A 24,781-nucleotide genomic window follows, 5' to 3' on the forward strand; every position below is an offset into this window, starting at 1 on the left:
CGTGTTGTAAGTGTTTGTTGTTTAGTTGCATTGGTCGCTGGTTGCGCAGGTTCGGCGCGACAGAGCAATATGCAGGCACCGGAGGATTATTTCTCGATGACGTTGCCTGGAATGGGGGCGAACCCGCAAATGTCCCCGGTTGACCCCATCGATGCGCATCTGCGCAGTTTGCAAGTACCGCCACCAACAGTGATTCGCGAGGCGCTGCTGGCACAACACCAGCGCTGGGCAGGAACGCCATACCGGATTGGCGGCACCTCAGAGAGAGGTATTGACTGTTCGGCCCTGGTGCGCAATGTTTATCGTGACACCTTCAATTTAGAGCTTCCGCGCTCCACCCGTGGTCAAGTACACGAGGGACGCCCGATCGACCGCCAAGAGCTGCAGGCGGGCGATCTGGTGTTCTTCCAGCCGCCGGGTCGCTATAACCATGTGGGTATCTACGTGGGCAATGGCTATTTTCTCCACGCTTCGACCTCGAAAGGGGTGATTATTTCCAGCTTGGATAACAGCTACTGGCAGCGTTACTACTGGCAGTCACGGCGGGCGCTGGAGCCGACGCATCTAGCCCAATTGGGTGGCAGTGTTTTCCAGTAGCCTGACGTCATTAATCTAGGAATGGCATGATTGAAGCCAAATCGCGCGCCTGGTGGCGCGCCACCTTGGCGCTTTGCCTCGGCTCATTTCTTGTTTTTATTAATCTCTATGCACCGCAGCCGCTGCTGCCAGGGTTAAAGGAGACTTACGCTGTCTCCACCCTTGGCGTCAGCCTGCTGATGTCGGTGTCGACCCTCTCCTTAGCCATTGCGCTGCTGGTCTTCGGGCCACTCTCTGATGCTATTGGTCGCGAAGGTATTATGCGCATCACCCTGCTGTTAGCAGGCGGCTGCTCCATTGCCTTGGCATTTGCCCCCACCTTCGAAAGCTTGCTGCTACTGCGCCTGGTGCAGGGCTTTGTGCTGGGCGGGCTACCGGCAGTCGCCATCGCCTGGATGGGGGATGAGTTTGAAAAGCCTGCGCTGTTAAGTGCTGTAGGGCTCTATATTGGTGCCAACTCCCTCGGTGGTATTAGCGGGCGTATTGTCGGCGGCGGCGCCGCTGAAATAGGTGGTCCCACCGCGGCATTCCTAGCGGTAGGCCTTATGACGCTGGTCGGCTGTGCGGTGTTTTGGCGCTTGCTGCCCAATAGCCGCGCTTTTACTCCCCAGCGCTTTGAGCTACGCAAAGCGGCTAGCGATTTAGTCAGTCATTTACGCAACCCGGTATTGCTCGCCGCCTACTGCTTGGGTGGTATCAACTTCCTGATTTTTATTAACCAATACAGCTATATCACCTTTCGGTTGGCGGCAGCGCCCTATCAACTAGCCGCTAGCGGCTTGGGGCTGATTTTCTTGACCTATCTCGGCGGCACCTTTGGTTCAATGATTTCCGGGCGTTTGGCCAAACGCTTTTCTCCCGCGGCGTGCATGATGGTGGGGGTCGTAATTTTAATGCTGGGCACGGCGATCACCTTGGCGGATTCGCTGCCGGTGATTATCATCGGCTTAACCGTCAACGCCTTTGGCTTTTTTCTGGCCCATTCGTTGGCGTCTAGCTGGGTGGGGCGTTATGCACTGGGGGCTCGGGGCAGCGCCTCGGCGCTCTATCTGGTGTTTTACTATGTGGGCGCCAGTTTGGGTGGCTTCTGGCTGGAGCCGTTCTGGCAATGGGCCGGGTGGGCAGGGGTGAGTATTGGCTCGTGGCTACTGCTGAGTATCACGCTGATCATTGCTTTCGGTCTATGGCGCTTTGAGCGTCGCCAGTCAGTTAGCTAATTTCAACCTTCCCTGGCATCAGTTATCGTTTTGTCTATTAATTGACCTGCGCTTAAGTGTAAGCGCTGCGGGCAGAGGCGTTCCAGCAGCGCGCTGTCGTGGCTAATCACGAGGACGCCAAGCTGGCGTTTCTCGGTCTCCTGTTTTAACGCCTGCCAAAGCTCTACCTGGGTGATCGGGTCGAGCATGGTAGAGATCTCATCGGCGACCAGAAAGCGCACTTCTGGCGCGAGCGCTCGCAACACGCATACGCGCTGTAACTCTCCCCCCGATAACGACTGTGGAAAGCGCGATAGCCAGTTTGCCTGTACACCAAACGCTTGGCACTGGGCGTCAGAAGGTGCCCAGGCTTCACGTAATATGTTGCCTACCCGCCAGCGGGGGTTAACCGCCAGCTCTGGCGATTGTGGCAGCCACTGCACAGGCTGCACGCCGCTGTTAGGTAGCGCCGCGCCATCCAGGGTGATCGCACCCGACTGGGGAGCTAAATAGCCGGCCAGCAGTTTGCCCAGCGTTGATTTACCTGCCCCAGAGTCACCGCTTAGTCCTAGCCACTGACCTGCTTTCAGCGTGAGTGAAACGTCCCGCAGCAGTGGGGAGCTGTTAGCAAACTGAAAGCCAAGTTGGCACGCTTCAAGCAACGTCTGCCTCCTGTTGCAGCTGTGGTGCCTGGCGTGTCGCGCTGGTCGAAAAGTGATTGTCCGGCAGCGCCAACCATAGTGCCTGTGAATAGTCATGGACCAGCAAGTCGCCGGTACCTTGAAAAGCATGGGCGGGCGCGGTTTCAACCCGCTTGCCGTCACGCATAATGGTCACGCGGTCAGCAATCGGTAGGGCGTGGCGTAGGTCGTGGGTAATTAACATCACGCTTTTGCCCTGGTCGGCCAGCTCCCGCAACGCCGCCAGCACTCGCTGGCGCTGGTGCGGGTCAAGGCCCACGGTAGGCTCATCGGCAATCACCAGCTGGGCCTGACTCACGTGGGCCATGGCCGTCAACACGCGGCGGGCCATACCACCGGAAAGCTCGTGGGCGTAGGCCTGCTGTGCGTGGGCGTCTAGCTGGTAATGATTTAGGGCTTGCTGAGCAGAGTGCCAAGCATTCGCCGGGGCATGACCTGCGCGCTGGGCCGCCCAGGTCACTTGGCGCTGGGTGCGCACCAGCGGGTCCAGCGCGCTAAGCGACTGGGGGATCAGTGCTAGTTCACGGCCGCGAAGCTGGCGTTGGCGTTGTTCATCAAGCGGCTTTCCTTGATAGCAAAGCTGCCCGTTCAAACGCGCAGGTGTTGGCAGTAACCCCATCACTGCGTAGGCCAACAGGCTTTTGCCAGCACCGGATGCGCCCACCACCGCATGCACTTCGCCTGCCGAGAACTGCAACGAGAGCTCATCCAGGCAGGTGGCCCAGCGACGTTTCCACCATGAGGCATGCCCATGGGCATAATAAGGCAGCTGTAGCGTTAAACGCTCAATGGTTAACATATCTGTGGTTCCTCGCTATAACGCACGACGCAGGTGAGTGGAAAGGCGCTCGAAGCCCAGCACCATCACTAACAGCCCCAAGCCTGGAAATACCCCTAGCCACCAGTAGCCACCGCTTAGGTAACGCATGGCATCCGCCAGCAGTACGCCAATGGCCGGTTGACTGGGGCTTAGGCCAAAGCCCAGAAAGGTTAACGCGGCTTCGTGAAGAATCGCGTGGGGGAACAGCAGCAGCGCGCCGACCAAGCAGTGAGGGAGCAAATGGGGGAGCAAGTGGCCATGGAGCACAAACCAGCGCGACTTACCCAGCGCACGAGAGATTCGCACATAGGGTGCCTGGCGCAGTTGCAACAGCTCGGCGCGTAGCACCCGGGCCAAACTCGGCCAGTGGGTGACGGCTACGGCAATAATCACTGCCTGGGTGCCGCCGCCCAGGGCAAAGGCGATCAACATCAATAAAATCAGGTGGGGCACACTGAGTAGCGTATCAATCAGTAGACTTACCAGCGCATCCAGCCGCGCTGATAGCGTGGCCAGTGCCGCCAGGCTCAGTGCAATCAGAGTGCTTAGTAGCGCCGCCAGGCAGCCCACCCAAAAGCTGAGTGCCAGCCCGGCCAGGGTTCTTGCCCAAAGTTCCCGACCTAGCGCGTCGGTACCTAACCAGTGGTCAAGGCTGGGCGGGGCCAAGCGGGCGTCAAACTGCATCTGCTGAGCTGAATCACCCAGCAGCCACTGGCTGGCGACCAGCCCCGTCACCAGCAGAACGGTGACGCCCAGGCTGAAAGCGGCACGCAGGCGTGGTTGAGCATCGCGGCTTGTTAGGGCGAGTCTCATAGGCCGCCCTGCTTAATGCGAGGGTCGATAACGTCATAGAGCGTATCAGCGATCATATTGCCGACGCTGACAAACAGCGCGGTAAAGAGGGCAATGCCTAGCAGCAGGGGAACGTCACTGCGCAGTCCCGCTGCCACCGTGGCCTGACCTAAACCGGGGTAGGCAAATACCTGTTCAATAAGGATAGAGCCGCCGAATAGCTCGCCCAGTGAAGCAAACGCCAGCGTCATCGCTGGTAGGCTGGCATGGCGCAGGCCGTGGCGCCAGGCCACATCAATTCGGCTGGCACCCTGGGCGAAAGCATGAGTGGCCACCTCTGAGCGCATTAGCTCAAGCATGCGAGCGCGGGTGTGAAGAGTGACATTGGCAATGCCCAGCAACGCCAGGGTGGCGATCGGCAGTATCAGATGGTGCAGGCGCGTAGCGAGAGTGACATCTTGGCTTAAGGTGCCCGTTGGGCCAGCGCAGCAAGTGGGTGTCCAGCCTAGCGTTACTGAAAAAAGCAGCACGGCAAGTATCGCCAGCCAGAAGGCGGGCGTGGAGGCGGTAATGAAGGCGTAGGTGCTGATAATGTTATCCAGCGTTGAGCCCTCTTTGGCTCCGGCTACAACGCCAAGGCTAAATCCCAGTAGCGCCGAGAGTAGCCAGGCGCCGCCCAGCAGCACAATGGAGCGCTGAAAGCGCTGGCCAATTACCTCGCTAACCGGCTGGTTATACACATGGCTCCAGCCCAGATCACCGCTCGCTAATTGACGTAGCCAGTGGCCAAACTGGACAGCAGGAGGCTCATCAAACCCCCAGCGCTGGGCAATTAATTCACGTTGCTCAGGGCTAACCTGGGCCATCTGCGGGCCTAGGTAGGCATCGATTGGGTCGATAGGCGAGGCCATCATCAGCCCAAACGAGACCACTGCCACACACAGCAGCACCAGGATTAGGCGTGACAGCCGCGTCGCGATACGCGCTATTACTCGCACGTCCAGCGCCACTCAAGCAGGTTAGCGGTAATCGGCCAGCCGTGGCCGTGGGGCGCCACGCCCAGCTCGCCAACGTCTAAGCAAGTGTTGGCAAAATAGACGTGCTCCAGGTTGACCAGCCAGGCCCAGCTACTGTCGCCGCGCAGACCATAGCCAGTCGTGCCATCCCACTGCGCTGCTTGCCAGTACTGGTTGGCTTGTTCGATGCTGTGAGCCGCCTGGGCGTCGTCAAGGTGGGCGTCCACCTCTGGGTTGGCATAAAAGCCGCTATTATAGAAACCGTTGCCCGCATACTGACTGTGGAAGAGGTAGTAAATCTCTTGCGGACTGTGGCTGCCAAACCCGAACATAATCGCGTCCTGATGCAGCGCTTCGCGCTGGATTTCGTCCCAGTGGCGGCCTGTGGGCTGCATTTCAATACCCAGTGGGCGTACCATCTCGGCGCTTACCTCCGCGAGCAGCTGTCGGGTGGTATCGCTGGCGGGGTAGGTGAGCCGAAAGCGCGCGGGCAGGCCATCTTTGTAGCGCAGGCCATCTTCACCAAGTTCCCAACCAGCGCTTTCAAGTATTTTTTCTGCCTGAGTCAAGTCGGGTGCGACGACGTTCTCTTCCGGGCCACTCCAAGGAAGGCCGTCGGCTGGGCCAAATGCGGGGCGGCCAAAACCGTGCAACGCTACCTCCACCAAGGTTTCACGGTCGACCGCAAGGTTGATGGCTTGGCGAATGGCAAGGTCGGCGGTGACGTCGTTGCCAATCAATGTTCCCGACGCTGCTTGCTCACCATTGGCAGGCTGCATGGGGAAAAGGATGCCACGGTTATCGACGCTCTCCATGATGACCCGCTGCATCTGCGCCGGTACATTGTCCGCCAGCGCTGGCGGAACCGAGGCAATATCCACCTGACCAGCATGGGCGGCACTGAGGGTGGCGTCTTCACCGGTAAACAGAAACACCAGCCGTTCAAAGACGGGCGTAGGGCCGTAGAAGTAGGGATTACGTTCTACAATCAGCTGTTCGCCTTCCTGCCACTCGACCAGTTGATAGGGGCCTGAGCCAAGGGGGTGGCGACCATAATGTTCGCTATAGCCGTTGTCACGCTCGGCGCTTGGCACAATACCCAGCGTCATGAGCTGGTCAGCAAAAGTGATGTGTGGGGCGCGTAGATGAAGCGTGACGGTATACGCATCCACGGCTTGGGCTTGATCAAGGGCGCTTAGATCGGCACGCCCACCCGCCTTGGCCGCTGCGTTGAAGGTATAGGCCACATCTTCAGCGGTCAGCAGCGTACCGTCGGCAAAGCGGGCATCGTCACGCAGGGTGAGTGTCCACGTTAGACGATCTTCAGAAAGTGACCACTGGGTAGCCAATTCAGGCTGTGGCGTAAGGTCTCTGCCCCGAGAGAGTAGCGTCGACTGAAACAGCGGATTGCCGTATTGCCCCCAGCCCAGTAGCGGGTCGAAGCCCTGCTCGGGCTCGCCACCAACGGCGAGCACCAGCTGCTCCTTCGCCTGCACGGCGCTAGCGGCCCCTAAACAACTGAGTGCAATACCCAGTAAGATAGGCCGAGGTAATCCAGGCATCGCTTTATCCTTGCTGTTACTAGTATGATCTTTTTTAAATAACATCATACTAGCGGCATGGGCGACACATGAAAAGTGAATCAATTGAGGGGGCGTGAATGCAGCGTGTAACGGTTACGCTTGATGAAGAGCTGCTGGCGGAGGTAGATACGCTAATGCGTGAGCGCGGCTATCAGAATCGCTCAGAGGCGATTCGCGACCTGACCCGCAGTGGTTTAAAGCAGGTGAGGGAGGAGGTCGCACCGGACTCACCCTGCATGGGCGCGCTGGTATATGTCTATGATCACGCCGCCCGTGAGTTGTCCAAGCGCTTAACGCGCCACTCCCACGACCATCATGATCTAACGCTGTCGACCCTACATGTGCATATTAACCACGACAGTTGCCTGGAAGTGGCGCTGCTCAAAGGCCAGGGGCGGGCGCTCAAACAGTTTGCCGCCGAAGTAACGTCGTCACGCAGCGTGCGTCATGGGCAGTTAGTGCTGATACCTGACGAGTAGGCATAAAAAAGGTGACCCTGAGGTCACCTTTTCTGATCGGTAGCGCGAGCGTCTTAGTGCTCAACGCCGCCTTCGCCGTGCACGTGGCCGTGCTCAACTTCTTCAGCGCTGGCTTCGCGTACTTCAGCGATCTCAACATCAAAGTTGAGCTGCTGGCCTGCCAGCGGGTGGTTGCCATCGACAACAACCGTATCGCCTTCGACTTTCTTGACGGTAACCATCAGCGGGCCGCCTTGGGTCTGGGCTTGGAACTGCATGCCCGGCTCAATGCTTTCAACGCCTTGGAACGCATCGCGCGGTACTTCTTGCATTAGCTGCTCTTGCAGCTCGCCGTAACCTTCTTCAGGCGATACGGCAACGTTCAGTTTTTCACCCGCAGCACGACCTTCCAGCTCTTTCTCAAGGCCCGGAATGATATTACCGGCGCCATGGAGGTAGGTAAGCGGCTCACGGCCTTCGGAACTGTCTAGCACTTCACCTGCATCGTTGGTCAGGGTGTAGTGAAACGCGACAACCGAGTTTTGCGCAATTTGCATGGAATAACCTTTCGGTGAGTGCATGTCCCAATATGGTAACGCGTGTGGGCTGGCTTGTCAGGGGGTAGCAGCGCTTTTTCCTACTCACCACTTTCGACGGTATTGCGCACCAGGGTGACCAGGGATACCCTACAACCATCATTTTTTCCTTTGCCCTATCACTTTTGGAGCATGCAATGACGATCTTAATTATTTGGCTTGTCGCATTTTGCCTGATTGCTTACTTTGTGCATCAGCGCTGGAATAGCGGCGTGAGCGAGGGATTAGATAAGGTGTTGCCCGGTTTTTTGAAAAGCCATGGCGATAACCGTTATCTATGGGTAATTACGCTGGGAGTATTGGGCTCGACCACGTTAGTGAAGCCGGTTGATATGCTGCTGGTCGTTATTCTGTTGGGCCTCATTGGCTGGGCAGTTATGGCGCTGGTTAACTGGGCGGGCAGCAAAGCTCACTGATTTCGTCGACAGCAATAAAGTCGGCGGCAATAAAATAGTCATAAAAAAAGCCCGACCATCATGGTAGATGGTCGGGCTTTTTCGTGGCGATTAAACGCTATCCATGAACGCTGCTTACATTAATAAGGTGCAACGCTCACGCTAGCACCACTACCAATCAGGCGAACACGCTGACCGGCTTGGAATTGTTGGTCTGCGCGCTGAACGACAACGATGTCAGAGCCGTCGTCACGACGAATTTCCATTTCCAGCGCATTGACGCGGTTAGTCGCATCTTCAGCGGCGGTGCCTGCCACCGCACCGCCGAGTGCACCAGCAACCGTTGCCAATTGACGACCCGAGCCACCGCCGACTTGGTTGCCCAGAAGACCACCAATGATCGCGCCACCACCACTGCCTAAAAGGCCGCCTGCACGGCTTTCCGCTTGAATCTGTACCGGGCGAACCGCCACGATCGTGCCATAAGTGACGCTTTGGCTTGTTTTGGCCTGATTACCGCTATAGACATCGCCAGAGTAGCCGGATGTGTTGGCGCAGCCAGCTAGGGTGAGAATGCTTAGTGCGGCAACGGGTAAAAGAAGACGTTTCATTAAAACCTCCAGTGTGTCTATTTTGATAACTGTCGCCCACATGGCTGTCATTAAGATGACGGTTTGAGGAGCAATTACAGTTATAGAACAGTGTTCGTTAAAGATAGCTGATGCCACCGCTTTTGACCAGTGATCGTTTAAAAAGATCACAACTGGTAGCGCAGGCGCTACCAAATAGCTTACGCCAGAGTGTAACAGCGTATTAAGAAAACAGTGTGCAAATACCGCTAGACAAGCAAAAACAGGAGGCCTGTAAGGCCTCCTGTTGCAGGGTTTGCATGGCGAGTTAAGGCAGTTTAAAACCTGCTAATTAGCCAAACTGGTTCATGGTGTTGTCTTTGCCACCGGCTTTGAGCGCGGCATCGCCGTGGAAGAACTCTTTGTGGTCATCACCGATATTGGAGCCCGCCATATCCTGGTGACGAACTGTGGCGATCCCCTGGCGAATTTCCTGGCGCTGGACGCCTTTCACGTAAGCCAGCATGCCTTCGTCGCCGAAGTAGCCTTTCGCCAGATTATCGGTGGACAGGGCGGCGGTGTGGTAAGTCGGCAGGGTGATCAAGTGGTGGAAGATCCCTGCTTCGCGAGATGAGTCGCGTTGGAAGTTACGCGTCCACTCATCGGCCAACTGACCAAGCTCTGTTTCGTCGTATTCGGCGCTCATCAGCTTGTCACGCTGGTAAGCCGATACATCTTTACCCTCTTCCTGCCAGGCATCGAACACCTGCTGGCGGAAGTTCAGCGTCCAGTTAAAGGACGGTGAGTTGTTGTAGACCAGCTTGGCATCCGGCACGACTTCACGAATCCGGTTAACCATGCTGGCGATCTGGCCAACGTGAGGCTTCTCGGTTTCGATCCATAGCAGGTCGGCGCCGTTTTGCAGACTGGTGATGCAGTCCAGAATGACACGATCTTCGCCAGTACCGGGTTTGAACTGGTAGAGGCCCGACGCGAGGCGCTTGGGTTTCACCAGCTTGCCGTTCTGCTTGATAACCACATCGCCGTTATTGATGTCGGCGGCGTTCTCAATCGTATCGCCGTCCAGGAAGCTGTTGTACTGATCGCCTAGATCACCTGGCTCATTGGTGACGGCAATTTTTTGCGTCAAACCAGCGCCGAGTGAGTCGGTGCGCGCCACGATAACGCCATCTTCAATGCCGAGTTCCAAAAAGGCATAACGCACGGCGTTAATTTTGGCCAGAAAGTCCTCATGGGGCACGGTGACTTTACCGTCCTGGTGGCCGCACTGTTTTTCGTCAGAGACCTGGTTTTCCAGCTGGATACAGCAAGCGCCGGCTTGAATAAACTTCTTGGCCAGCAGATAGGTGGCTTCTGCGTTACCAAAGCCCGCGTCGATATCGGCAATGATCGGCACGATATGGGTCTCGTAATTATCGATTTTGCTGATCAACTCCTGCTCTTTGCCGCTGTCGCCGGCCTCTTTAGCCTCATCCAGGGCGCGGAACAGGTGGTTAAGTTCCCAGGCATCGGCTTGCTTTAGGAAGGTGTAGAGCTCTTCAATCAGGTCCGCGACGGAGGTTTTCTCGTGCATTGACTGGTCGGGGAGCGGGCCGAACTCGGAGCGCAGCGCGGCAACCATCCAGCCAGAAAGGTAGAGGTAGCTACGTTTGGTGGTGCCAAAGTGCTTTTTGATTGAGATAAGCTTCTGCTGACCAATAAAGCCGTGCCAGCAGCCTAGTGACTGGGTGTACTGTGCGGTATCAGCATCGTAAGCAGCCATATCTTCACGCATGACTTTGGCGGTATAGCGAGCAATGTCCAGGCCGGTGTGAAAGCGGTTTTGAGCACGCATGCGGGCGGCGTACTCAGGTTTGATGGCTTCCCATTTGCCGCCTTGTGCTTCGCGGAGCTGGGCCATGGCTTTGATATCGTCGAGCAGTCCTGACATGAGCTTACCCTCTTTGGTCTTGATGTTGTTTCGCAAATCAGCGCTTGCTTATGCTGCACCTGCGAAGTTGTATTCAGCATCATTGAATTTCGCGTTACTGTCTTTAAGCCAATCGTCTCTAAGTCAATCGTCTCTAAGCCCATTGTCTTGGGTGCTAGAGACATCAGTGCTAGAGGCATCTGATACAGCGTTGCGGGCTTGAAGCCTTAACCACATCGCCATAACGCTGCAATGCAATAACTATCCACGAGGATGGCGTATTCAACAATTGACACTTGGGGGCACAGTGGGTTGTAACCCGACTACAGCGGGTAATACAGCGGTGGGTTTGTGTAGTGGTTTTTCGTCAGGAGGGCATAAAAAAGCACTGCCGGAGCAGTGCTAGAGATCAAACAAGAGTATCTATTACGCGAGTGAAAGCGTCATTTCTCGATGGGGAATACCTGCATCGAGAAACTCCTCGCCGTGGGCAACGAAGCCTAGCCGCTGATAAAACGCCAACGCGTGAACTTGGGCGCTCAGCACGACTTGAGGGTGTCCTGCATGGCGAGCCGCCTCAATGGCGGCCTGCATCAGCAGCACGCCGATGCCGGTGCCGCGGGCATCACTAAGTACTGCAACACGGCCAATATGGGCATCGGGCAGCAGCCGTGCGGTGCCTACCGGCTGCCCGTCGAGGAGTGCCAAAAAGTGCTGGCACTCAGGATCCAAGCCATCCCACTCCTCTTCCTGAGGCACGCTCTGCTCTTCAATAAATACTCGGCGCCGGATCTCGCTGGCAGCCTGGCCAAGCGTTTCCCAGTTGCCGGTGCTAATGTGGGTAATCGCCATTAATACGCCTCGTCGTCATCACCTTCATCGCTCATAAAACCCAGGCTGCCGGTATTGACCAGTTGCGTGATGAGCGCAGCAGCACCGTCAAGCTCAAGGTCGTCGGCGTAGAGCGGGGTAGTGTCGGCAAGGCGTTTAGCCAATTCAGCCGAGCAAGCGTGGCCGTCGCCATCAACAAATAGCGTGGTGCCGCTGGCGTCGCTACGCCAGGCAAAGCGTGAGCCCGGCATATGATAAAGCGGTTCGTCGTCTTGTAGCTGAGCAACAAGCGCCGCCTCGGTCATCGGTGTTTCAAGCGGTACCACTTGATCGACATATTTTGGCTGGGTCATCACCCGGCCAAACCACTGAGCGACTTGGGTTGGGTTATCCAGCGTCGACATAATCAGCTGACGCATCCGTTCCACTGCGGCGTCATCCAGTTCACCGGGCTGCTGAGCAGGCGCCATGCCTGCATCGCTGTAACGCTGAGAGGCCGGTAGCTGCTCGCCGAGGTAGTCCGCATAGGAGGTGATCGCCTCATCGGCGGAAGGTGCGCGAAAACCCACCGAAATGGTCATGCAGTCATCGCTCTGACTGACGCCGTGATGTGCCCAACCGGGAGGAAGATAGAGCATATCGCCGGGGTCAAGCACCCAGTCGGAGTCTGGCTCTACGCTGAATTCTTTCAGAATGCGCAGATCAATGCCTTGGATAATCGGCGCATCTTCGGTCAGTTTGCCACCCAGCTGCCAGCGGCGGTGGCCGCTGGCTTGGAGTAGGAAAACGTCGTACTGGTCGATATGCGCGCCCACATTGCCGCCAGGAGGTGCGTAGCTGATCATCACGTCATCGAGCCGCCAGCGGGGTAGGAAGTCAAACTCATCCATCAGTGCTGCCACCGCGGGCACATAGTGGTCAACCGCCTGCACCAGCAGACTCCAGTTGTTTTCCGGTAGCCGTTCGAAGGTGGCTTCATCGAAGGGGCCGTGAGAGACCTGCCAGGGGCCGTCCGGGCCTTCTTCTTCGACCAGACGTGCTTCCACGCCAGGCTCGCAGGCAAGGCCCGCCAGTTCATCGGCTTCAATGGGGCTGATGAAGTCGGGCATCGCGCCACGAATCAGCAGCGGCTTTTGCTGCCAATAATGGGCCAGAAAGTCGGCGGCGGTAAGATCGCCCAGCAGGGTTAACGGCTTATCGTGATGGTTCATGGCATGCCCTGGCGTTAGTAAGTTGGCGATATAAGGTGTCGTTATAGATGTCTTTATAGACAGTTTAATTGTTGCGTCAATGCTTCGGCCTGGGCCTGAGCATTACCAATATAGTTGGCCGGTGAAAGCGCCTTCAACTCGGTTTTAACCTCGCTGGGCAATTCCAGTGTATCAATAAACGCCGCAAAGCCCGCTTGGTCAATACGTTTGCCGCGGGTCAGTTGCTTAAGTTTTTCGTAGGGCTTTTCGATGCCGTAGCGACGCATCACCGTTTGAATCGGCTCGGCGAGCACTTCCCAACTGTTATCCAGGTCGGCGTTTAAACGCTCGGGATTGGCTTCCAGCTTGCTGACGCCTTTTAAGCTGGCGTGGTAAGCAATTAAACCATAGGCCAAGCCTACGCCCAGATTACGCAGTACGGTGGAGTCGGTGAGGTCACGCTGCCAGCGGGAAATCGGCAGCTTTTGGGCAAGATGACTCAGTACCGCATTGGCCAGACCCAGGTTGCCCTCGGAGTTTTCAAAGTCGATCGGGTTCACTTTGTGCGGCATGGTCGATGAGCCAATTTCGCCCTCAACCGTGCGCTGCTTGAAGTAACCCAATGAAATATAGCCCCATACGTCGCGATCGAAGTCGATCAAGATCGTATTGAAGCGGCAGATAGCATCGAACAGTTCGGCGATATAGTCGTGGGGCTCGATCTGGGTGGTGTAAGGGTTGAACGTTAGCCCTAGGCCTTCCACAAAGGTACGTGCGTTGGCTTCCCAATCGATCTCTGGGTAGGTGGTCAGGTGGGCGTTGTAATTGCCCACGGCGCCGTTGATTTTGCCCAGCACTTCCACCGCTTCAATCTGCTTCAACTGGCGCTTAAGGCGGTAGGCCACATTGGCCATCTCTTTGCCCAGCGTGGTTGGCGTCGCCGTTTGGCCATGGGTACGGGATAGCATCGGCTGGGCGGCGTGGGCGATGGCCAGCTTGGCGATTTCGTCGGCCACTTCGTGCATGGTGGGCAGCATGGCGGTTAGGCCATCGCTGAGCATCACGCCGTAAGAGAGGTTGTTGATATCTTCACTGGTGCAGGCAAAGTGAATAAACTCGGTGACCGCATGTAGCTCGGCTTGATCGGCAATTTTCTCTTTGAGGAAATACTCCACCGCTTTGACATCGTGGTTGGTAGTGCGCTCGATCTCTTTGATGCGCTCGGCATCGCTGATTGAAAACTCACGAATCAGCTGCTCAAGAAACGCGGTTGCCTCAGCGGAGAGCGGCGGCACTTCGATTATTTGGGTGTGCTCGGCCAGGCGCTGAAGCCAGCGAACTTCCACAATCACACGGGCGCGAATCAGGCCGAATTCACTGAAGTGTTCGCGCAGGGCGGCGGCTTTAGAAGCGTAGCGGCCGTCAACGGGGGAGAGGGCGGTCAAAGCGGAGAGTTGCATGGCATGGTTTCCAGGTGGTTCGAGAGCAAATTAATCGAGAGCAAATTAATCAAGAACAAGTCAAACGAGAACAGAGTAGTCGATTGGGTGGCGGTCAGCTGAGGCTGTCCAGCGCCCGGCGTAGCGCTTTGCGCTGGAATACCAGCTTCCAACGCCGCCCGCCTTGTTGATGCCACAATAACCCAAAGCGAATCCCTGCCATCAGGCAGGCGCGCACACGCTCGGGCATCATGCGGCTTTGCAATAGCGAGGGGTCACCTTGCACCACAATGCGGGTTTTAAAGGTGGAAATGGTCTCTTGGTAGGCTTCCCCCAGGCTGGCGACCACGTTTTCATGGGTAGCACCGAAATGCTCGGCCTGTCCCTGAATGCGGGTGAGCTTTTGGCCCAGAGCGTCCATCATGTCGTTGCTGGTGCGCAGTTTATTCATCAGCATCAGCAGCGAAAAACCGTAACGCAGCACCACCGGGTTCGCCTGCTTGCGGCCCACCAGGGCTTCTAAGGTATCCAGGCCACGGCGTAAGTTGTTGGGGTGCCCGCCGTAAATAGCTTCAAAGCTCTCCGGGTTGGTATCCACGGTGGCTTCAATCAGCGTTTCCCAGGCGCGCGGGTCGACTTGCCCGGTGCGGGCGAGTTCGTCCACCAGACTGGCGGCTTGGAACACGCCTGCTAACGCAAGCGCTTGGCGGGCAGACGGCGAGTCGGGCGCGCGATGGATCGGCGTGGTGGGATTCATGCAGCAGCCTCCGCGGCTTTCTTCCAGGTGGCGCGAATAACGCCGCCGCCCAAGCAAATGTCGCCATCGTAAAGTACCAACGATTGGCCGGGGGTGACGGCCCACTGCGGGTCATCGAAGGTAACCTCGACACCGCCGTCGGGCAGCACACGCATTTCGCAGCGGCAGTCGCTTTGCCGGTAACGCGTCTTGGCAGTAAAGCGACCCTGCTGAATCGGCGGCTCGCCCGCCACCCAATCCATGGCTTCCGTGGCCAGAGTGTCGGAGTAGAGCAATTGATCGTGCTTGCCCTGCACCGCGACCAGTACGTTGCGATCAAGGTCTTTCGCTGCCACGTACCAGGGCTCTTCTGAGTAGTTGGCCAGTCCGCCTATGCCTAAGCCTTGGCGCTGACCCAGGGTGTAGTACATCAGTCCCATATGTTGGCCAATCACATCGCCGTCCGGCGTTTCAATGCTGCCGGGTTGGGCGGGTAGGTACTGCTGCAGGAAGTCGCGAAAACGCCGCTCGCCAATAAAGCAGATCCCGGTGGAGTCTTTTTTCTTGGCGGTAATCAGCTCGTGCTGTTCCGCTAACGCACGCACGGCGGGTTTTTCCAGCTCGCCCACGGGAAACAGAGTGCGCGCGATCGCGGCTTCCGGCACCGCATGCAGGAAGTAGCTTTGATCTTTATTGCCATCCAGCCCTTTAAGCAGGCGCGGACGACTTTCGCTCATGCCTTGGCGGACATGCCCTTGACGAACATAGTGCCCGGTGGCGATTTTATCGGCACCCAGCATTTCGGCGTATTCAAGGAACACCTTAAACTTGATTTCCCGGTTACACAGAATATCCGGGTTGGGCGTACGGCCCGCTTTGTATTCGGCTAAAAAGTGCTCAAAGACATTATCCCAGTACTCCGCGGCAAAATTGGCGGTGTGCAGTTTAATGCCCAGCTTGGCGCAGACCGCTTCGGCGTCGGCGAGATCTTCTTTAGCGGTGCAGTATTCGGTGCCGTCGTCTTCGTCCCAGTTCTTCATAAACAGACCTTCCACCTCATAGCCTTGTTGCATGAGGAGAAGGGCAGAAACGGACGAGTCGACACCGCCGGACATACCGACAATGACTTTGCCGCTAGTAGAGGGCTCGGTAGTGGTTGAACCATCGCTGGCTGGCTGGGTATTGGATGACATTGGCATCCTCAGTAAGAAATAGTGTGCAAAAGGTGGTTTGCTAAAAAGTGTTATGCAATTGGGCGGGGATTATACACGATGGGGGGTGATGGCTTCGAGTGCTTCACTCGCGAATCACCGCCAGCGGATAACTCGTCCCGCTGAGCGCATCCTCAATACGTTTGAGTACTAGTGGGCTGCGTAGACGTGACTGGTGATCTAAGGCGCGTATTTGCTCAAGTGTGAGCCAATGGGTGGCGAAAATATCGGGGTCAAGGGCGAGATCAAGCTTATCAAGCGGCTTGGCAATAAAACCGTGGCTATGAAACGTCTGTCCTGCGTCGCTATGGAATACGTATAGGCCCAGGTAACCGGTGAGTGATACCTGCCAAGCGGTCTCTTCCTGCACCTCACGCAGAATTGCCGCGATAGGCCCCTCGCCGGGTTCGATATGACCGGCGGGCTGGTTAAACACGCTCTGAGGGCCGCCGCGCTGCTCTTCTACCATCAAAAAGCGCTCACCCTGCTGAATCACGCAGGCTGCGGTGCTGCGAATAAGGCTCATCAGGGCTTCCTGCGTTTTGTGGTGGGTCGCGCTCGCTGGCGAGCAGGCGTATTGGCGGGTCGAGGAGCGTGTAGCGCTTCCTTACGCCATTCGCCAGGGGCCAAACCGTCCAGCTTCCATGGGCCAATGGCGATGCGAATCAAGCGCAGGGTGGGAAAGCCCACGTGGGCCGTCATGCGGCGCACCTGTCGGTTACGCCCTTCGCTGAGGGTTAGCTCCAGCCAGCTAGTCGAGGGATGGCGCTTGGGGTCGATGGCCGGGTGGCGCGGCGCGGTAGTGGGAGGACCTATTCGCCGCGCCTTAGCGGGCTGGGTGGGGCCGTCTTTAAGGGTAATGCCCTGGCGTAACGCCTTGAGCGCCGTGTCATCAATGTGCCCTTCGAGCTGAGCCCAGTAGGTTTTGGGCTGCTTATGGCGGGGGTGAGAGATGCGGTGAATCAATTCACCGTCATCGCTGAGCAGCAGCAGGCCTTCAGAGTCGTAATCTAACCGGCCGGCGGGGTAAACATTATTGACATCAATATAGTCCGCCAGCGTGGGGCGACCCTCACGGTCAGTGAACTGGCTCAGTACCTGGAAAGGCTTATGCAGTAGATAGAGGTTGCTCATGAAGTCTCGTTGCTGTTCTTTACTCGGTGCCTTTGGCATGTCGACCATGCGCATGGAGGGCAGCGCTGGTATACTCCGGCTACCTGATGGGGCGCCCATCGTTGAGCTCGCGCTCCGCTCAAGATTTCTTGCCACCGCAGCGAAAAGAGAGAGGTTAACGCAAAAATGACCAAAACGCCGAAGATCATCTATACGCTCACCGACGAAGCGCCCGCGCTCGCGACACACTCCCTGCTACCCATTATCGACGCATTCACCGATTCTGCTGGTATTCAGGTAGAGACCCGCGATATTTCCCTGGCCGCTCGAATCATCGCTCAGTTTCCCGACTATCTGAGTAAAGAGCAGCAGATCGGCGATCACCTGGCGGAGCTTGGCGAACTGACCAAGACCCCAGAAGCTAATATTATTAAATTGCCTAATATCAGCGCCTCACTGCCCCAGTTAAAGGCGGTGATCAAAGAATTGCAGCAGCAGGGCTACAAACTTCCCAACTACCCGGAAACGCCCCAAACTGACGAAGAAAAAGATATCCAGGCCCGCTACGACAAAACCAAAGGCAGTGCCGTCAATCCCGTACTGCGTGAAGGTAACTCTGACCGCCGCGCGCCCTTGTCAGTTAAAAATTACGCCCGCAAATATCCTCACCGTATGGGTGAATGGAGCAGCGACTCCAAATCTCATGTCGCGCATATGCGTGAAGGCGACTTCTACGGCAGTGAAAAGTCGGCGCTAATTGAAAAGGCCACCGATCTTAAGATTGAGCTGGTCGCGAAAGATGGCAGCACGACGGTACTCAAGCCGAAAACCTCGGTGCTGGAAAGCGAAGTGGTCGATGGTGCGGTGATGAGCCGTAACGCGCTGCGCCGTTTTGTGGCCGAAGAAGTCGCTGACGCCAAAGCGAAAGACGTGCTGTTCTCGCTGCACCTTAAAGCGACCATGATGAAAGTCTCTGATCCGATCATGTTCGGCATGGTGGTCAGCGAGTTTTATCAGGACGTGCTGAGCAAGCATGCTGATGATCTTCAGCAGGCGGGTTTCGATGCCAATAACGGTATCGGTGACCTCTACTCGGCGATTAAATCGCTGCCAGAAGAGCGTCAGACCCAGATTCAGGATGAGATACAGGCGCTGTATGCCGAGCGTCCGCGTTTGGCGATGGTGAACTCCCACAAAGGAATCACCAACCTACACGTGCCCAGCGACGTGATCATCGACGCCTCTATGCCCGCGATGATCCGCGACTCTGGTAAAATGTGGGGGGCCGACGACCAGCTACACGACGTTAAAGCAGTGATTCCTGATCGCTGCTACGCCGGTATCTATCAAACCGTGATTGAAGATTGCAAACAGCACGGTGCCTTTGATCCGACCACCATGGGCAGCGTGCCCAATGTGGGTCTAATGGCGCAGAAAGCTGAAGAGTACGGCTCTCACGATAAGACCTTCCAAATCCCCACTGACGGTACGGTGCGCGTTACCGATGCCAGCGGCAATGTCGTGTTAGAGCACAGCGTTGAACAGGGCGACATTTGGCGGATGTGCCAGACCAAAGATGCCCCGGTGCGCGATTGGGTGAAGCTGGCGGTTAACCGTGCCCGTGAAAGCGCCACGCCCGCTATCTTCTGGCTGGATGCCCAGCGCGCTCACGATGCTCAGTTGATCAAGAAAGTCGAAAGCTACTTGAAAGATCACGATACCACTGGCCTGGATATTCGTATCATGGCGCCGGAAGACGCCATGCGCTTCTCCCTGGAGCGTATCCGTAAGGGCGAAGACACCATCTCCGTCACTGGCAACGTACTGCGCGACTACTTGACCGATCTGTTCCCGATTATGGAGCTGGGCACCAGTGCCAAAATGCTCTCAATCGTACCGTTGATGAATGGCGGTGGTTTGTTTGAAACCGGCGCTGGCGGCTCTGCGCCCAAGCACGTTCAACAGTTGCTGGAAGAGAACCACCTGCGCTGGGATTCGCTGGGCGAGTTCCTGGCTCTGGCGGCATCCCTTGAGCACCTGGGCAGCACCTTCGATAACGCCCGGGCGAAAATGCTGGCTAAAGCCCTCGATCAGGCGAACGGTAAGTTCCTGGATAGCAATAAGTCGCCGTCGCGCAAAGTGGGTGAGCTCGACAACCGCGGCAGCCACTTCTATTTGGCGCTATACTGGGCAGAAGCCTTGGCTGAGCAGAGTGAAGATGCCGAGATGCAAGCCTTATTCGGTCGTTTGGCCGACGCGCTAACGGCCAAAGAGGCGACCATTGTCGATGAACTGAACAGCGTTCAGGGGCAGTCTGTCGATATTCGTGGCTATTTCCACCCAGATCTTGAGTTGGCTGGTCAGGTTATGCGCCCCAGCAAGACTCTTAACGAAACGCTGGCCATGGTCGCTAAGAGCTAATAGCAACCGCCCGCGATGAGGCTTGTTAACCCCCGTCCGCTCGGCGGGCGGGGGTTTCGTATTAAGTTCTCTATTCCACCCGCTCTTGCACTCCCTGTTACACCCTGTGATATTTTAATTTTTCCATGAACCCTTGCTGATCGAAAGCGTCTTAGCTAATAGTGAAAGTTAATAGCCAATTAGCCATCGTGAGACCTGTAGACGCTTCCAGCGGTCAGTGTTGAGACAACCACCGTGCTGCTTATGCCCAACCTAGATAGTTCATGCTTGGCCATGCTACCCGTACAAACGGGGATGACACGGCCAAATATGCCCGATGAAGATGGCGATATCGCGGTGCAGTCAGCAGAACCGGCGCTGGCGCAACCGCCGCTTTATAAGGTGGTGCTTCACAATGACGATTACACGCCGATGGAGTTCGTCATTGAAGTGCTGCAAGATTTTTTCAACATGGACAGCGAGACAGCCGTTCAGGTTATGCTCGCCGTACATACCCAAGGAAAGGGCACCTGCGGCGTATTTACGCGGGATATAGCTGAAACCAAAAGCTATCAGGTAAACGAATATGCCCGGGAGTGTGAGCACCCGTTGATAAGTGATATTGAGGCCGCCAATTAAAAACGTTGAGAAATAATTGGCGGTGAGGCTTGCAACCGTGCCATTTGTACCCGATGTTGAGAGTGCCGGTCGATTAAACTGATCCGACGCAAGCCCTAGGTGGCGATACGCCCTAGGTAGTAGCGAAAAGGGGACTGCCATGCTGAGCAAAGAACTTGAAATGACCCTGAACACGGCCTTCACCGTGGCGCGCTCAAAGCGCCATGAGTTTATGACCGTTGAGCACCTGCTGCTAGCGTTGCTAGATAATGCCTCAGCGGTAGACGTACTGAAGGCCTGCGGGGCGAACCTCGACAAGCTGCGGTCCGATCTGCAGGATTTTATTAACTCGACCACGCCACTGATTCCAGAAGGCCAGGGTGATCGCGAGACCCAGCCCACGCTTGGTTTTCAGCGTGTTTTACAGCGGGCGGTCTTCCACGTTCAGTCATCGGGTAAAAGTGAAGTATCCGGCGCTAATGTGCTGGTAGCGATCTTCTCCGAGCAAGAGAGCCAAGCGGTTTACTTCCTTAAACAGCAGAGTGTTGCGCGGGTTGATGCGGTCAACTACATCGCCCATGGTATCTCCAAAGTGGCTGGTCACGGGCCGTCTCCCGCTCCTTCTTCGTCAGAGAGCGAAGACGCGGAAGAGGGTGGCAATGAGGGCGCTGCTCATCCGCTCACGGGCTACGCAACCAACCTGAATGAGCAGGCGCGGCTGGGCAAAATTGATCCGCTGATTGGCCGTGACCACGAGCTTGAGCGCGTGGTGCAAATTCTGGCCCGGCGGCGCAAGAATAATCCGCTGTTGGTCGGTGAGGCAGGCGTGGGTAAAACCGCGGTGGCCGAAGGCTTGGCCAAGCGTATCGTTGAAGAAGATGTTCCCGACGTTATTGCCGATGCGGTGGTCTATTCGCTGGATATGGGCGCGCTACTGGCCGGTACCAAGTACCGTGGCGACTTTGAAAAACGCCTCAAAAGCCTGCTGAGCGAGCTACGCAAGCAGCCTAACGCGGTGCTATTCATCGATGAGATCCACACGGTGATTGGCGCAGGCGCCGCCTCTGGTGGTGTGATGGATGCGTCTAACCTGCTTAAGCCACTACTCTCTTCGGGCGAGCTGCGCTGCATTGGTTCGACCACGTTCCAAGAATTCCGCGGTATCTTCGAGAAAGATCGTGCCCTGGCGCGGCGCTTCCAGAAAGTGGATGTGATGGCGCCGTCGGTCGACGACACCATCAAAATCCTCAAAGGGCTGCGTTCTCGCTTTGAAGAGCACCACGAACTGAAGTATACCGATGGCGCGCTTGAGAGCGCGGCACGTTTAGCGGATCGCTACATCAACGATCGCTTCCTGCCCGACAAAGCGATTGACGTGATTGACGAGGCGGGCGCTCACCAGCGTCTATTGCCGCCGGAAGTGCGTCTTAAGACCATCGACGTCGAGCAAGTGGAAGCCGTGGTGGCATCGATTGCGCGTATTCCGCCGAAGAGTGTTTCAAGCTCTGACCGCAAGCTGCTAGAGAAGCTGGATCGTGACCTGAAGATGCTGGTGTTTGGGCAGGATGAAGCAATCGATAGCCTCTCGGCGGCCATTAAGCTCTCCCGGGCAGGGCTTAAATCCCCCGATAAGCCCGTCGGTAGCTTCCTGTTTGCTGGCCCCACGGGGGTGGGTAAAACCGAAGTGGCCAAGCAGCTTGCGCATATTATGGGCATCGAGTTGGTGCGCTTTGATATGTCGGAGTATATGGAGCGTCACACCGTATCGCGCTTGATCGGTGCGCCCCCGGGTTACGTCGGTTACGACCAGGGTGGTCTGCTGACGGAAGCGGTCACTAAGCAGCCGCACTGTGTGCTGCTGCTGGATGAGATCGAGAAAGCTCATCCGGAAGTCTTTAACCTGCTGCTGCAGGTCATGGATCACGGTCGTTTAACGGATAACAACGGCCGCGAAGCCGATTTCCGCCACGTTATCGTGATCATGACCTCTAACGCCGGTGCTGAGCAGGCGTCGCGCCGCTCCATTGGCTTCCAGCATCAAGACCACTCCACCGATGCCATGGAAGTGATTCGTCGGACCTTCTCGCCGGAGTTCCGCAACCGTCTGGATGGCATTATTCAGTTCCATTCGCTGCCGGTTTCGGTGGTGCGCAACGTCGTCGACAAGTTCTTGATCGAGCTGCAGGCGCAGCTGGATGAGAAGCGTGTTCAGCTGGATGTGGACGACATGGCACGAGATTGGCTGGCCGATAAAGGCTATGATCCTGATATGGGTGCACGCCCAATGGCGCGCCTCATTCAAGAGAAGCTGAAAAAGCCATTAGCCGAGATGATTCTGTTTGGCGAGCTGGCTGACCAGGGCGGCATTGTTCACGTTAGCCTGGAGGAGGGCGAGTTGCACCTTTCCACAGAGACTGAAATGGCAGATGCGCCCTGAAAAGGGCGCTAAGCCGCATTAAAGCCCATCACTTATGTTGTACCCATAAAAACGCAGCGCCCTGTCTTTGACGGGGCGTTGTCGTTCTTAGTCAGCAGTCATTGACACTGATCGGCGCTGTCCTAGAAGCAATTCTTCGAAACAGTTCTTAGCAGCAGTCGAAGCCAGCCCAACGCGTTAGTATCAGCTATCAACAAGCTGAGGGCTTAGCGCGAACGGTAAACGATACGGCCTTTGGACAGGTCGTACGGTGTCAGCTCTACTTTTACCTTGTCGCCGGTCAGAATGCGGATATAATTTTTGCGCATTTTGCCGGAGATGTGAGCGGTAACAACGTGACCGTTTTCCAGCTCAACCCGAAACATGGTGTTCGGAAGGGTATCGACGATAACGCCTTCCATTTCAATATGATCTTCGCGTGCCATATAGGCATGTCCTCACTTATGAGTTAGTGATGTAATAATCGGTCAGAATTTGAGTGCCGCTAGGTGGGCGCTCAAGAAACAGCGCTATATTGTGCCGTAAGCCCGCCGTCAAGGCAAAAAAGCTGGCATGTTTAGCGAATTAACGGCCGCCAATGGCGCCCATCAAGGATTTCCAACGGCGCAAACGCCTGCTTGTAGCGCATCTTACGGCACTCTTCGATCCAATACCCTAAATAAAGGTGCGGCAGCGCTTTTTCTCGGCTGAGTTCAATAAGCTGGAGAATAGCAAAAGTGCCTAGCGAACGCTTGTCCAAGGCCTCGCTCACGGCAAAGAAGGTGTAGATTGCCGAGAGCCCATGCTCCAGCTGGTCAAAAGCGGCTACCCCGACCAGTTCGTCGTCGAGGTACATCTCCATTAGATGGGCATAGGGCTCATCAAGGGTGAGAAAAGTGCGATACTGTTCACGGCTGGGCGGGTACATATCGCCGTCGGCATGGCGCTGACGAATGTAGTTAGCGTAGAGCGAGTAGTGGCTTGATGCAAAGTGAGCGGGCACGATACGCACGCTAATATCGGCGTTGCGGCGCCAAATTTTGCGTTGCGTGCGGTTAGCCGCAAACTGTTCAACGGGAATACGCACCGAGCGGCAGGCGTTGCATCCCTCACAGTGAGGGCGGTATAAATGGCGCCCGCTGCGACGAAACCCTAACAGCGCCAGCGAGTCATAGACACCTGGGACTGGCGACTCCTGAGGGTCGAGAAACAGTGTCGTCGCCTCTCGGCCGGGTAGGTAGCTACAGGCATGCGGCACGGTAAGGAAGAAGCGTAAATCCCGCACCGGGCGACGCGGAGTGTTACTGCTCACGGCTTGCCTCCTTGTTGAAAGAAAGGGTTGAAACAGAATAAGTTCGTCACTATGCATTACCCTCAGCGGCAATCGCGTTTAGCCACAGCGATGCGGGAACAGTGGGTGTCTCAGTGGTTGGTGAAGGGAACGTAAACGCCTTATCGGGCAACCAGTTTTTAAGATAGTTGATGAATGCCTCGCGGGCGACTGTAATAGCGCCCAGGCTCTCCAGGTGGGGCGTATGCATTTGGCAGTCGATGAGTTTGCCACCGTGCTCGCGCATGGCCCTGGCAAGGTGGGCCAGCGCTACCTTTGAGGCATCCGGGGCGCGGGAGAACATCGACTCGCCGAAAAACACTGGGCCCATGGCAATGCCATACAGCCCGCCCACTAATTGGCTGTTTTGATGGACTTCAATGCTATGGGCAATGCCCAAGGCATGCAGCAGGCTGTAAGCGTCGCACATGTCATCCGTGATCCAGGTGCCAGCCTCTTCGCCACGTGGGGCGGCACAGGCCTGAATCACCTGGTCGAAGTGTTGATCCAGGGTGACATGGAAGCCACCATGGCGTAATCGTTTGGTTAGGCTACGACGCTGCTTAAATTGCTCTGGTAGGAGTATCATGCGCGGGTCTGGACTCCACCACAGAATGGGGTCGTCGTCGCTGAACCAGGGAAATATGCCCTGCCGATAGGCTTCTACCAGCCAGGTGGGGGAGAGCTCACCGCCAGCGGCCAGCAGGCCATTGGGCGCCTCTAGGGCGTTATGCGTAGCTGGAAATGTAGGATGTGGCGAGGAAAGCCAAGGTAGCATTACTTGCTCCTGTTGCAGCGTGCTCTGTGACGGCGGAAGGATGCTCGGTATCATGCAAACTCGCAA

At 56.5% G+C, this 24,781-nt stretch carries 25 protein-coding genes; 7 read left to right on the plus strand and 18 right to left on the minus strand.

Annotated elements, in window-relative coordinates; translation table 11 throughout:
* The first annotated feature begins 69 nt into the window (after positions 1-69).
* Together U738_RS04245 and U738_RS04250 are read left to right on the plus strand one after the other, a co-directional pair.
* Positions 70-597, plus strand: a complete 528-nt coding sequence (locus U738_RS04245) for a C40 family peptidase (protein ID WP_050713717.1) — start codon at positions 70-72, stop codon at positions 595-597.
* A gap of 26 nt (positions 598-623) precedes the next feature.
* Positions 624-1,814: an MFS transporter gene (locus U738_RS04250; protein WP_035577641.1), complete on the plus strand. Its 1,191-nt coding sequence runs from the start codon at positions 624-626 to the stop codon at positions 1,812-1,814.
* Positions 1,815-1,816: 2 nt separating this feature from the next.
* Here the strand turns inward: U738_RS04250 and U738_RS04255 are convergent, their stop codons facing one another.
* The 5 genes from U738_RS04255 to U738_RS04275 are packed head-to-tail and all read right to left on the minus strand — an operon-like array spanning position 1,817 to position 6,684.
* Positions 1,817-2,455 (minus strand): ABC transporter ATP-binding protein, encoded by a 639-nt coding sequence (locus tag U738_RS04255; protein ID WP_035577644.1) that lies wholly within the window; start codon positions 2,453-2,455, stop codon positions 1,817-1,819.
* On the minus strand, positions 2,448-3,293 hold the full coding sequence (locus tag U738_RS04260) for an ATP-binding cassette domain-containing protein (protein WP_035577647.1): 846 nt from the start codon (positions 3,291-3,293) through the stop codon (positions 2,448-2,450). The genes U738_RS04255 and U738_RS04260 overlap by 8 nt, the downstream gene beginning before the upstream one ends.
* A 15-nt stretch (positions 3,294-3,308) precedes the next feature.
* Positions 3,309-4,127, minus strand: coding sequence for an ABC transporter permease (locus U738_RS04265; RefSeq protein WP_035577650.1), 819 nt, complete (start codon positions 4,125-4,127; stop codon positions 3,309-3,311).
* On the minus strand, positions 4,124-5,104 hold the full coding sequence (locus tag U738_RS04270; protein WP_035577653.1) for an ABC transporter permease: 981 nt from the start codon (positions 5,102-5,104) through the stop codon (positions 4,124-4,126). The genes U738_RS04265 and U738_RS04270 overlap by 4 nt, the downstream gene beginning before the upstream one ends.
* Positions 5,095-6,684 carry an ABC transporter substrate-binding protein gene (locus U738_RS04275; RefSeq protein ID WP_035577656.1) on the minus strand — a complete coding sequence of 530 codons (1,590 nt, stop codon included), beginning with the start codon at positions 6,682-6,684 and terminating at the stop codon, positions 5,095-5,097. The genes U738_RS04270 and U738_RS04275 overlap by 10 nt, the downstream gene beginning before the upstream one ends.
* Before the next feature lie 98 nt (positions 6,685-6,782).
* Between U738_RS04275 and nikR the strand changes: the two genes are divergently transcribed.
* The gene (gene nikR / locus U738_RS04280; RefSeq protein ID WP_035577659.1) at positions 6,783-7,184 is read left to right on the plus strand and encodes a nickel-responsive transcriptional regulator NikR; all 402 of its coding nucleotides are present in this window, start codon (positions 6,783-6,785) and stop codon (positions 7,182-7,184) included.
* A gap of 53 nt (positions 7,185-7,237) precedes the next feature.
* Here the strand turns inward: nikR and U738_RS04285 are convergent, their stop codons facing one another.
* Entirely contained in the window at positions 7,238-7,720 is a 483-nt protein-coding gene (locus U738_RS04285; RefSeq protein WP_022520436.1) for an FKBP-type peptidyl-prolyl cis-trans isomerase, read from the minus strand.
* Between the two features lie 176 nt (positions 7,721-7,896).
* On the opposite strand from U738_RS04285, the gene U738_RS04290 reads away from it, so the two are divergent.
* Positions 7,897-8,175: a hypothetical protein gene (locus U738_RS04290; protein WP_035577661.1), complete on the plus strand. Its 279-nt coding sequence runs from the start codon at positions 7,897-7,899 to the stop codon at positions 8,173-8,175.
* Between the two features lie 119 nt (positions 8,176-8,294).
* Here U738_RS04290 and U738_RS04295 read toward each other — a convergent pair whose 3' ends face one another.
* The 9 genes from U738_RS04295 to U738_RS04335 form a co-directional block, all read right to left on the minus strand.
* Complete coding sequence (locus tag U738_RS04295) at positions 8,295-8,765, minus strand: glycine zipper 2TM domain-containing protein (RefSeq protein ID WP_035577663.1); 471 nt, start codon at positions 8,763-8,765, stop codon at positions 8,295-8,297.
* A 310-nt stretch (positions 8,766-9,075) separates the two neighbouring features.
* Positions 9,076-10,674: an isocitrate lyase gene (locus tag U738_RS04300; protein ID WP_035577665.1), complete on the minus strand. Its 1,599-nt coding sequence runs from the start codon at positions 10,672-10,674 to the stop codon at positions 9,076-9,078.
* Positions 10,675-11,079: 405 nt separating this feature from the next.
* On the minus strand, positions 11,080-11,505 hold the full coding sequence (locus tag U738_RS04305; protein WP_035577667.1) for a GNAT family N-acetyltransferase: 426 nt from the start codon (positions 11,503-11,505) through the stop codon (positions 11,080-11,082).
* Positions 11,505-12,695 (minus strand): cupin domain-containing protein, encoded by a 1,191-nt coding sequence (locus tag U738_RS04310; protein ID WP_035577669.1) that lies wholly within the window; start codon positions 12,693-12,695, stop codon positions 11,505-11,507. The genes U738_RS04305 and U738_RS04310 overlap by 1 nt, the downstream gene beginning before the upstream one ends.
* 53 nt (positions 12,696-12,748) lie before the next feature.
* Positions 12,749-14,134: an adenylosuccinate lyase gene (gene purB / locus U738_RS04315; protein ID WP_035577671.1), complete on the minus strand. Its 1,386-nt coding sequence runs from the start codon at positions 14,132-14,134 to the stop codon at positions 12,749-12,751.
* A 94-nt stretch (positions 14,135-14,228) separates the two neighbouring features.
* A complete protein-coding gene (gene hflD, locus U738_RS04320; protein ID WP_035577673.1) occupies positions 14,229-14,870 on the minus strand; it encodes a high frequency lysogenization protein HflD in 642 nt (213 codons plus the stop codon).
* Positions 14,867-16,042 (minus strand): tRNA 2-thiouridine(34) synthase MnmA, encoded by a 1,176-nt coding sequence (gene mnmA / locus U738_RS04325; RefSeq protein ID WP_081899034.1) that lies wholly within the window; start codon positions 16,040-16,042, stop codon positions 14,867-14,869. The genes hflD and mnmA overlap by 4 nt, the downstream gene beginning before the upstream one ends.
* Before the next feature lie 103 nt (positions 16,043-16,145).
* Positions 16,146-16,586: an NUDIX hydrolase gene (locus U738_RS04330; protein ID WP_035577678.1), complete on the minus strand. Its 441-nt coding sequence runs from the start codon at positions 16,584-16,586 to the stop codon at positions 16,146-16,148.
* On the minus strand, positions 16,586-17,194 hold the full coding sequence (locus U738_RS04335) for a pseudouridine synthase (protein WP_035577681.1): 609 nt from the start codon (positions 17,192-17,194) through the stop codon (positions 16,586-16,588). The genes U738_RS04330 and U738_RS04335 overlap by 1 nt, the downstream gene beginning before the upstream one ends.
* A 165-nt stretch (positions 17,195-17,359) precedes the next feature.
* On the opposite strand from U738_RS04335, the gene U738_RS04340 reads away from it, so the two are divergent.
* The 3 genes from U738_RS04340 (at position 17,360) to clpA (ending at position 22,628) form a co-directional block, all read left to right on the plus strand.
* Positions 17,360-19,594 (plus strand): NADP-dependent isocitrate dehydrogenase, encoded by a 2,235-nt coding sequence (locus tag U738_RS04340; protein WP_035577683.1) that lies wholly within the window; start codon positions 17,360-17,362, stop codon positions 19,592-19,594.
* A 309-nt stretch (positions 19,595-19,903) separates the two neighbouring features.
* Positions 19,904-20,212 (plus strand): ATP-dependent Clp protease adapter ClpS, encoded by a 309-nt coding sequence (gene clpS / locus U738_RS04345; RefSeq protein ID WP_035538640.1) that lies wholly within the window; start codon positions 19,904-19,906, stop codon positions 20,210-20,212.
* A gap of 139 nt (positions 20,213-20,351) precedes the next feature.
* Complete coding sequence (gene clpA / locus U738_RS04350) at positions 20,352-22,628, plus strand: ATP-dependent Clp protease ATP-binding subunit ClpA (protein WP_035577685.1); 2,277 nt, start codon at positions 20,352-20,354, stop codon at positions 22,626-22,628.
* Positions 22,629-22,834: 206 nt separating this feature from the next.
* On the opposite strand, the gene infA is transcribed toward clpA, so the two are convergent.
* The 3 genes from infA to aat form a co-directional block, all read right to left on the minus strand.
* Positions 22,835-23,053 carry a translation initiation factor IF-1 gene (infA, locus tag U738_RS04355; RefSeq protein WP_007111068.1) on the minus strand — a complete coding sequence of 73 codons (219 nt, stop codon included), beginning with the start codon at positions 23,051-23,053 and terminating at the stop codon, positions 22,835-22,837.
* Between the two features lie 131 nt (positions 23,054-23,184).
* Entirely contained in the window at positions 23,185-23,919 is a 735-nt protein-coding gene (locus U738_RS04360) for an arginyltransferase (RefSeq protein ID WP_035577688.1), read from the minus strand.
* A 49-nt stretch (positions 23,920-23,968) separates the two neighbouring features.
* Positions 23,969-24,715: a leucyl/phenylalanyl-tRNA--protein transferase gene (gene aat, locus U738_RS04365; protein ID WP_035577691.1), complete on the minus strand. Its 747-nt coding sequence runs from the start codon at positions 24,713-24,715 to the stop codon at positions 23,969-23,971.
* Between the last annotated feature and the right edge of the window lie 66 nt (positions 24,716-24,781).

Source organism: Halomonas sp. TG39a, assembly GCF_000744395.1.
GTDB lineage: Bacteria > Pseudomonadota > Gammaproteobacteria > Pseudomonadales > Halomonadaceae > Vreelandella > Vreelandella ventosae_B.

Coding starts and splice junctions, on each gene's coding strand:
- U738_RS04245 (WP_050713717.1), top strand. CDS start 70: ATGCAGGCACCGGAGGATTATTTCTCGATGACGTTGCCTGGAATGGGG.
- U738_RS04250 (WP_035577641.1), top strand. CDS start 624: ATGATTGAAGCCAAATCGCGCGCCTGGTGGCGCGCCACCTTGGCGCTT.
- U738_RS04260 (WP_035577647.1), bottom strand. CDS start 3,293: ATGTTAACCATTGAGCGTTTAACGCTACAGCTGCCTTATTATGCCCAT.
- U738_RS04265 (WP_035577650.1), bottom strand. CDS start 4,127: ATGAGACTCGCCCTAACAAGCCGCGATGCTCAACCACGCCTGCGTGCC.
- U738_RS04275 (WP_035577656.1), bottom strand. CDS start 6,684: ATGCCTGGATTACCTCGGCCTATCTTACTGGGTATTGCACTCAGTTGT.
- nikR (WP_035577659.1), top strand. CDS start 6,783: ATGCAGCGTGTAACGGTTACGCTTGATGAAGAGCTGCTGGCGGAGGTA.
- U738_RS04285 (WP_022520436.1), bottom strand. CDS start 7,720: ATGCAAATTGCGCAAAACTCGGTTGTCGCGTTTCACTACACCCTGACC.
- U738_RS04290 (WP_035577661.1), top strand. CDS start 7,897: ATGACGATCTTAATTATTTGGCTTGTCGCATTTTGCCTGATTGCTTAC.
- U738_RS04295 (WP_035577663.1), bottom strand. CDS start 8,765: ATGAAACGTCTTCTTTTACCCGTTGCCGCACTAAGCATTCTCACCCTA.
- U738_RS04300 (WP_035577665.1), bottom strand. CDS start 10,674: ATGTCAGGACTGCTCGACGATATCAAAGCCATGGCCCAGCTCCGCGAA.
- U738_RS04305 (WP_035577667.1), bottom strand. CDS start 11,505: ATGGCGATTACCCACATTAGCACCGGCAACTGGGAAACGCTTGGCCAG.
- U738_RS04310 (WP_035577669.1), bottom strand. CDS start 12,695: ATGAACCATCACGATAAGCCGTTAACCCTGCTGGGCGATCTTACCGCC.
- purB (WP_035577671.1), bottom strand. CDS start 14,134: ATGCAACTCTCCGCTTTGACCGCCCTCTCCCCCGTTGACGGCCGCTAC.
- hflD (WP_035577673.1), bottom strand. CDS start 14,870: ATGAATCCCACCACGCCGATCCATCGCGCGCCCGACTCGCCGTCTGCC.
- mnmA (WP_081899034.1), bottom strand. CDS start 16,042: ATGTCATCCAATACCCAGCCAGCCAGCGATGGTTCAACCACTACCGAG.
- U738_RS04330 (WP_035577678.1), bottom strand. CDS start 16,586: ATGAGCCTTATTCGCAGCACCGCAGCCTGCGTGATTCAGCAGGGTGAG.
- U738_RS04335 (WP_035577681.1), bottom strand. CDS start 17,194: ATGAGCAACCTCTATCTACTGCATAAGCCTTTCCAGGTACTGAGCCAG.
- U738_RS04340 (WP_035577683.1), top strand. CDS start 17,360: ATGACCAAAACGCCGAAGATCATCTATACGCTCACCGACGAAGCGCCC.
- clpS (WP_035538640.1), top strand. CDS start 19,904: ATGCCCGATGAAGATGGCGATATCGCGGTGCAGTCAGCAGAACCGGCG.
- clpA (WP_035577685.1), top strand. CDS start 20,352: ATGCTGAGCAAAGAACTTGAAATGACCCTGAACACGGCCTTCACCGTG.
- infA (WP_007111068.1), bottom strand. CDS start 23,053: ATGGCACGCGAAGATCATATTGAAATGGAAGGCGTTATCGTCGATACC.
- aat (WP_035577691.1), bottom strand. CDS start 24,715: ATGCTACCTTGGCTTTCCTCGCCACATCCTACATTTCCAGCTACGCAT.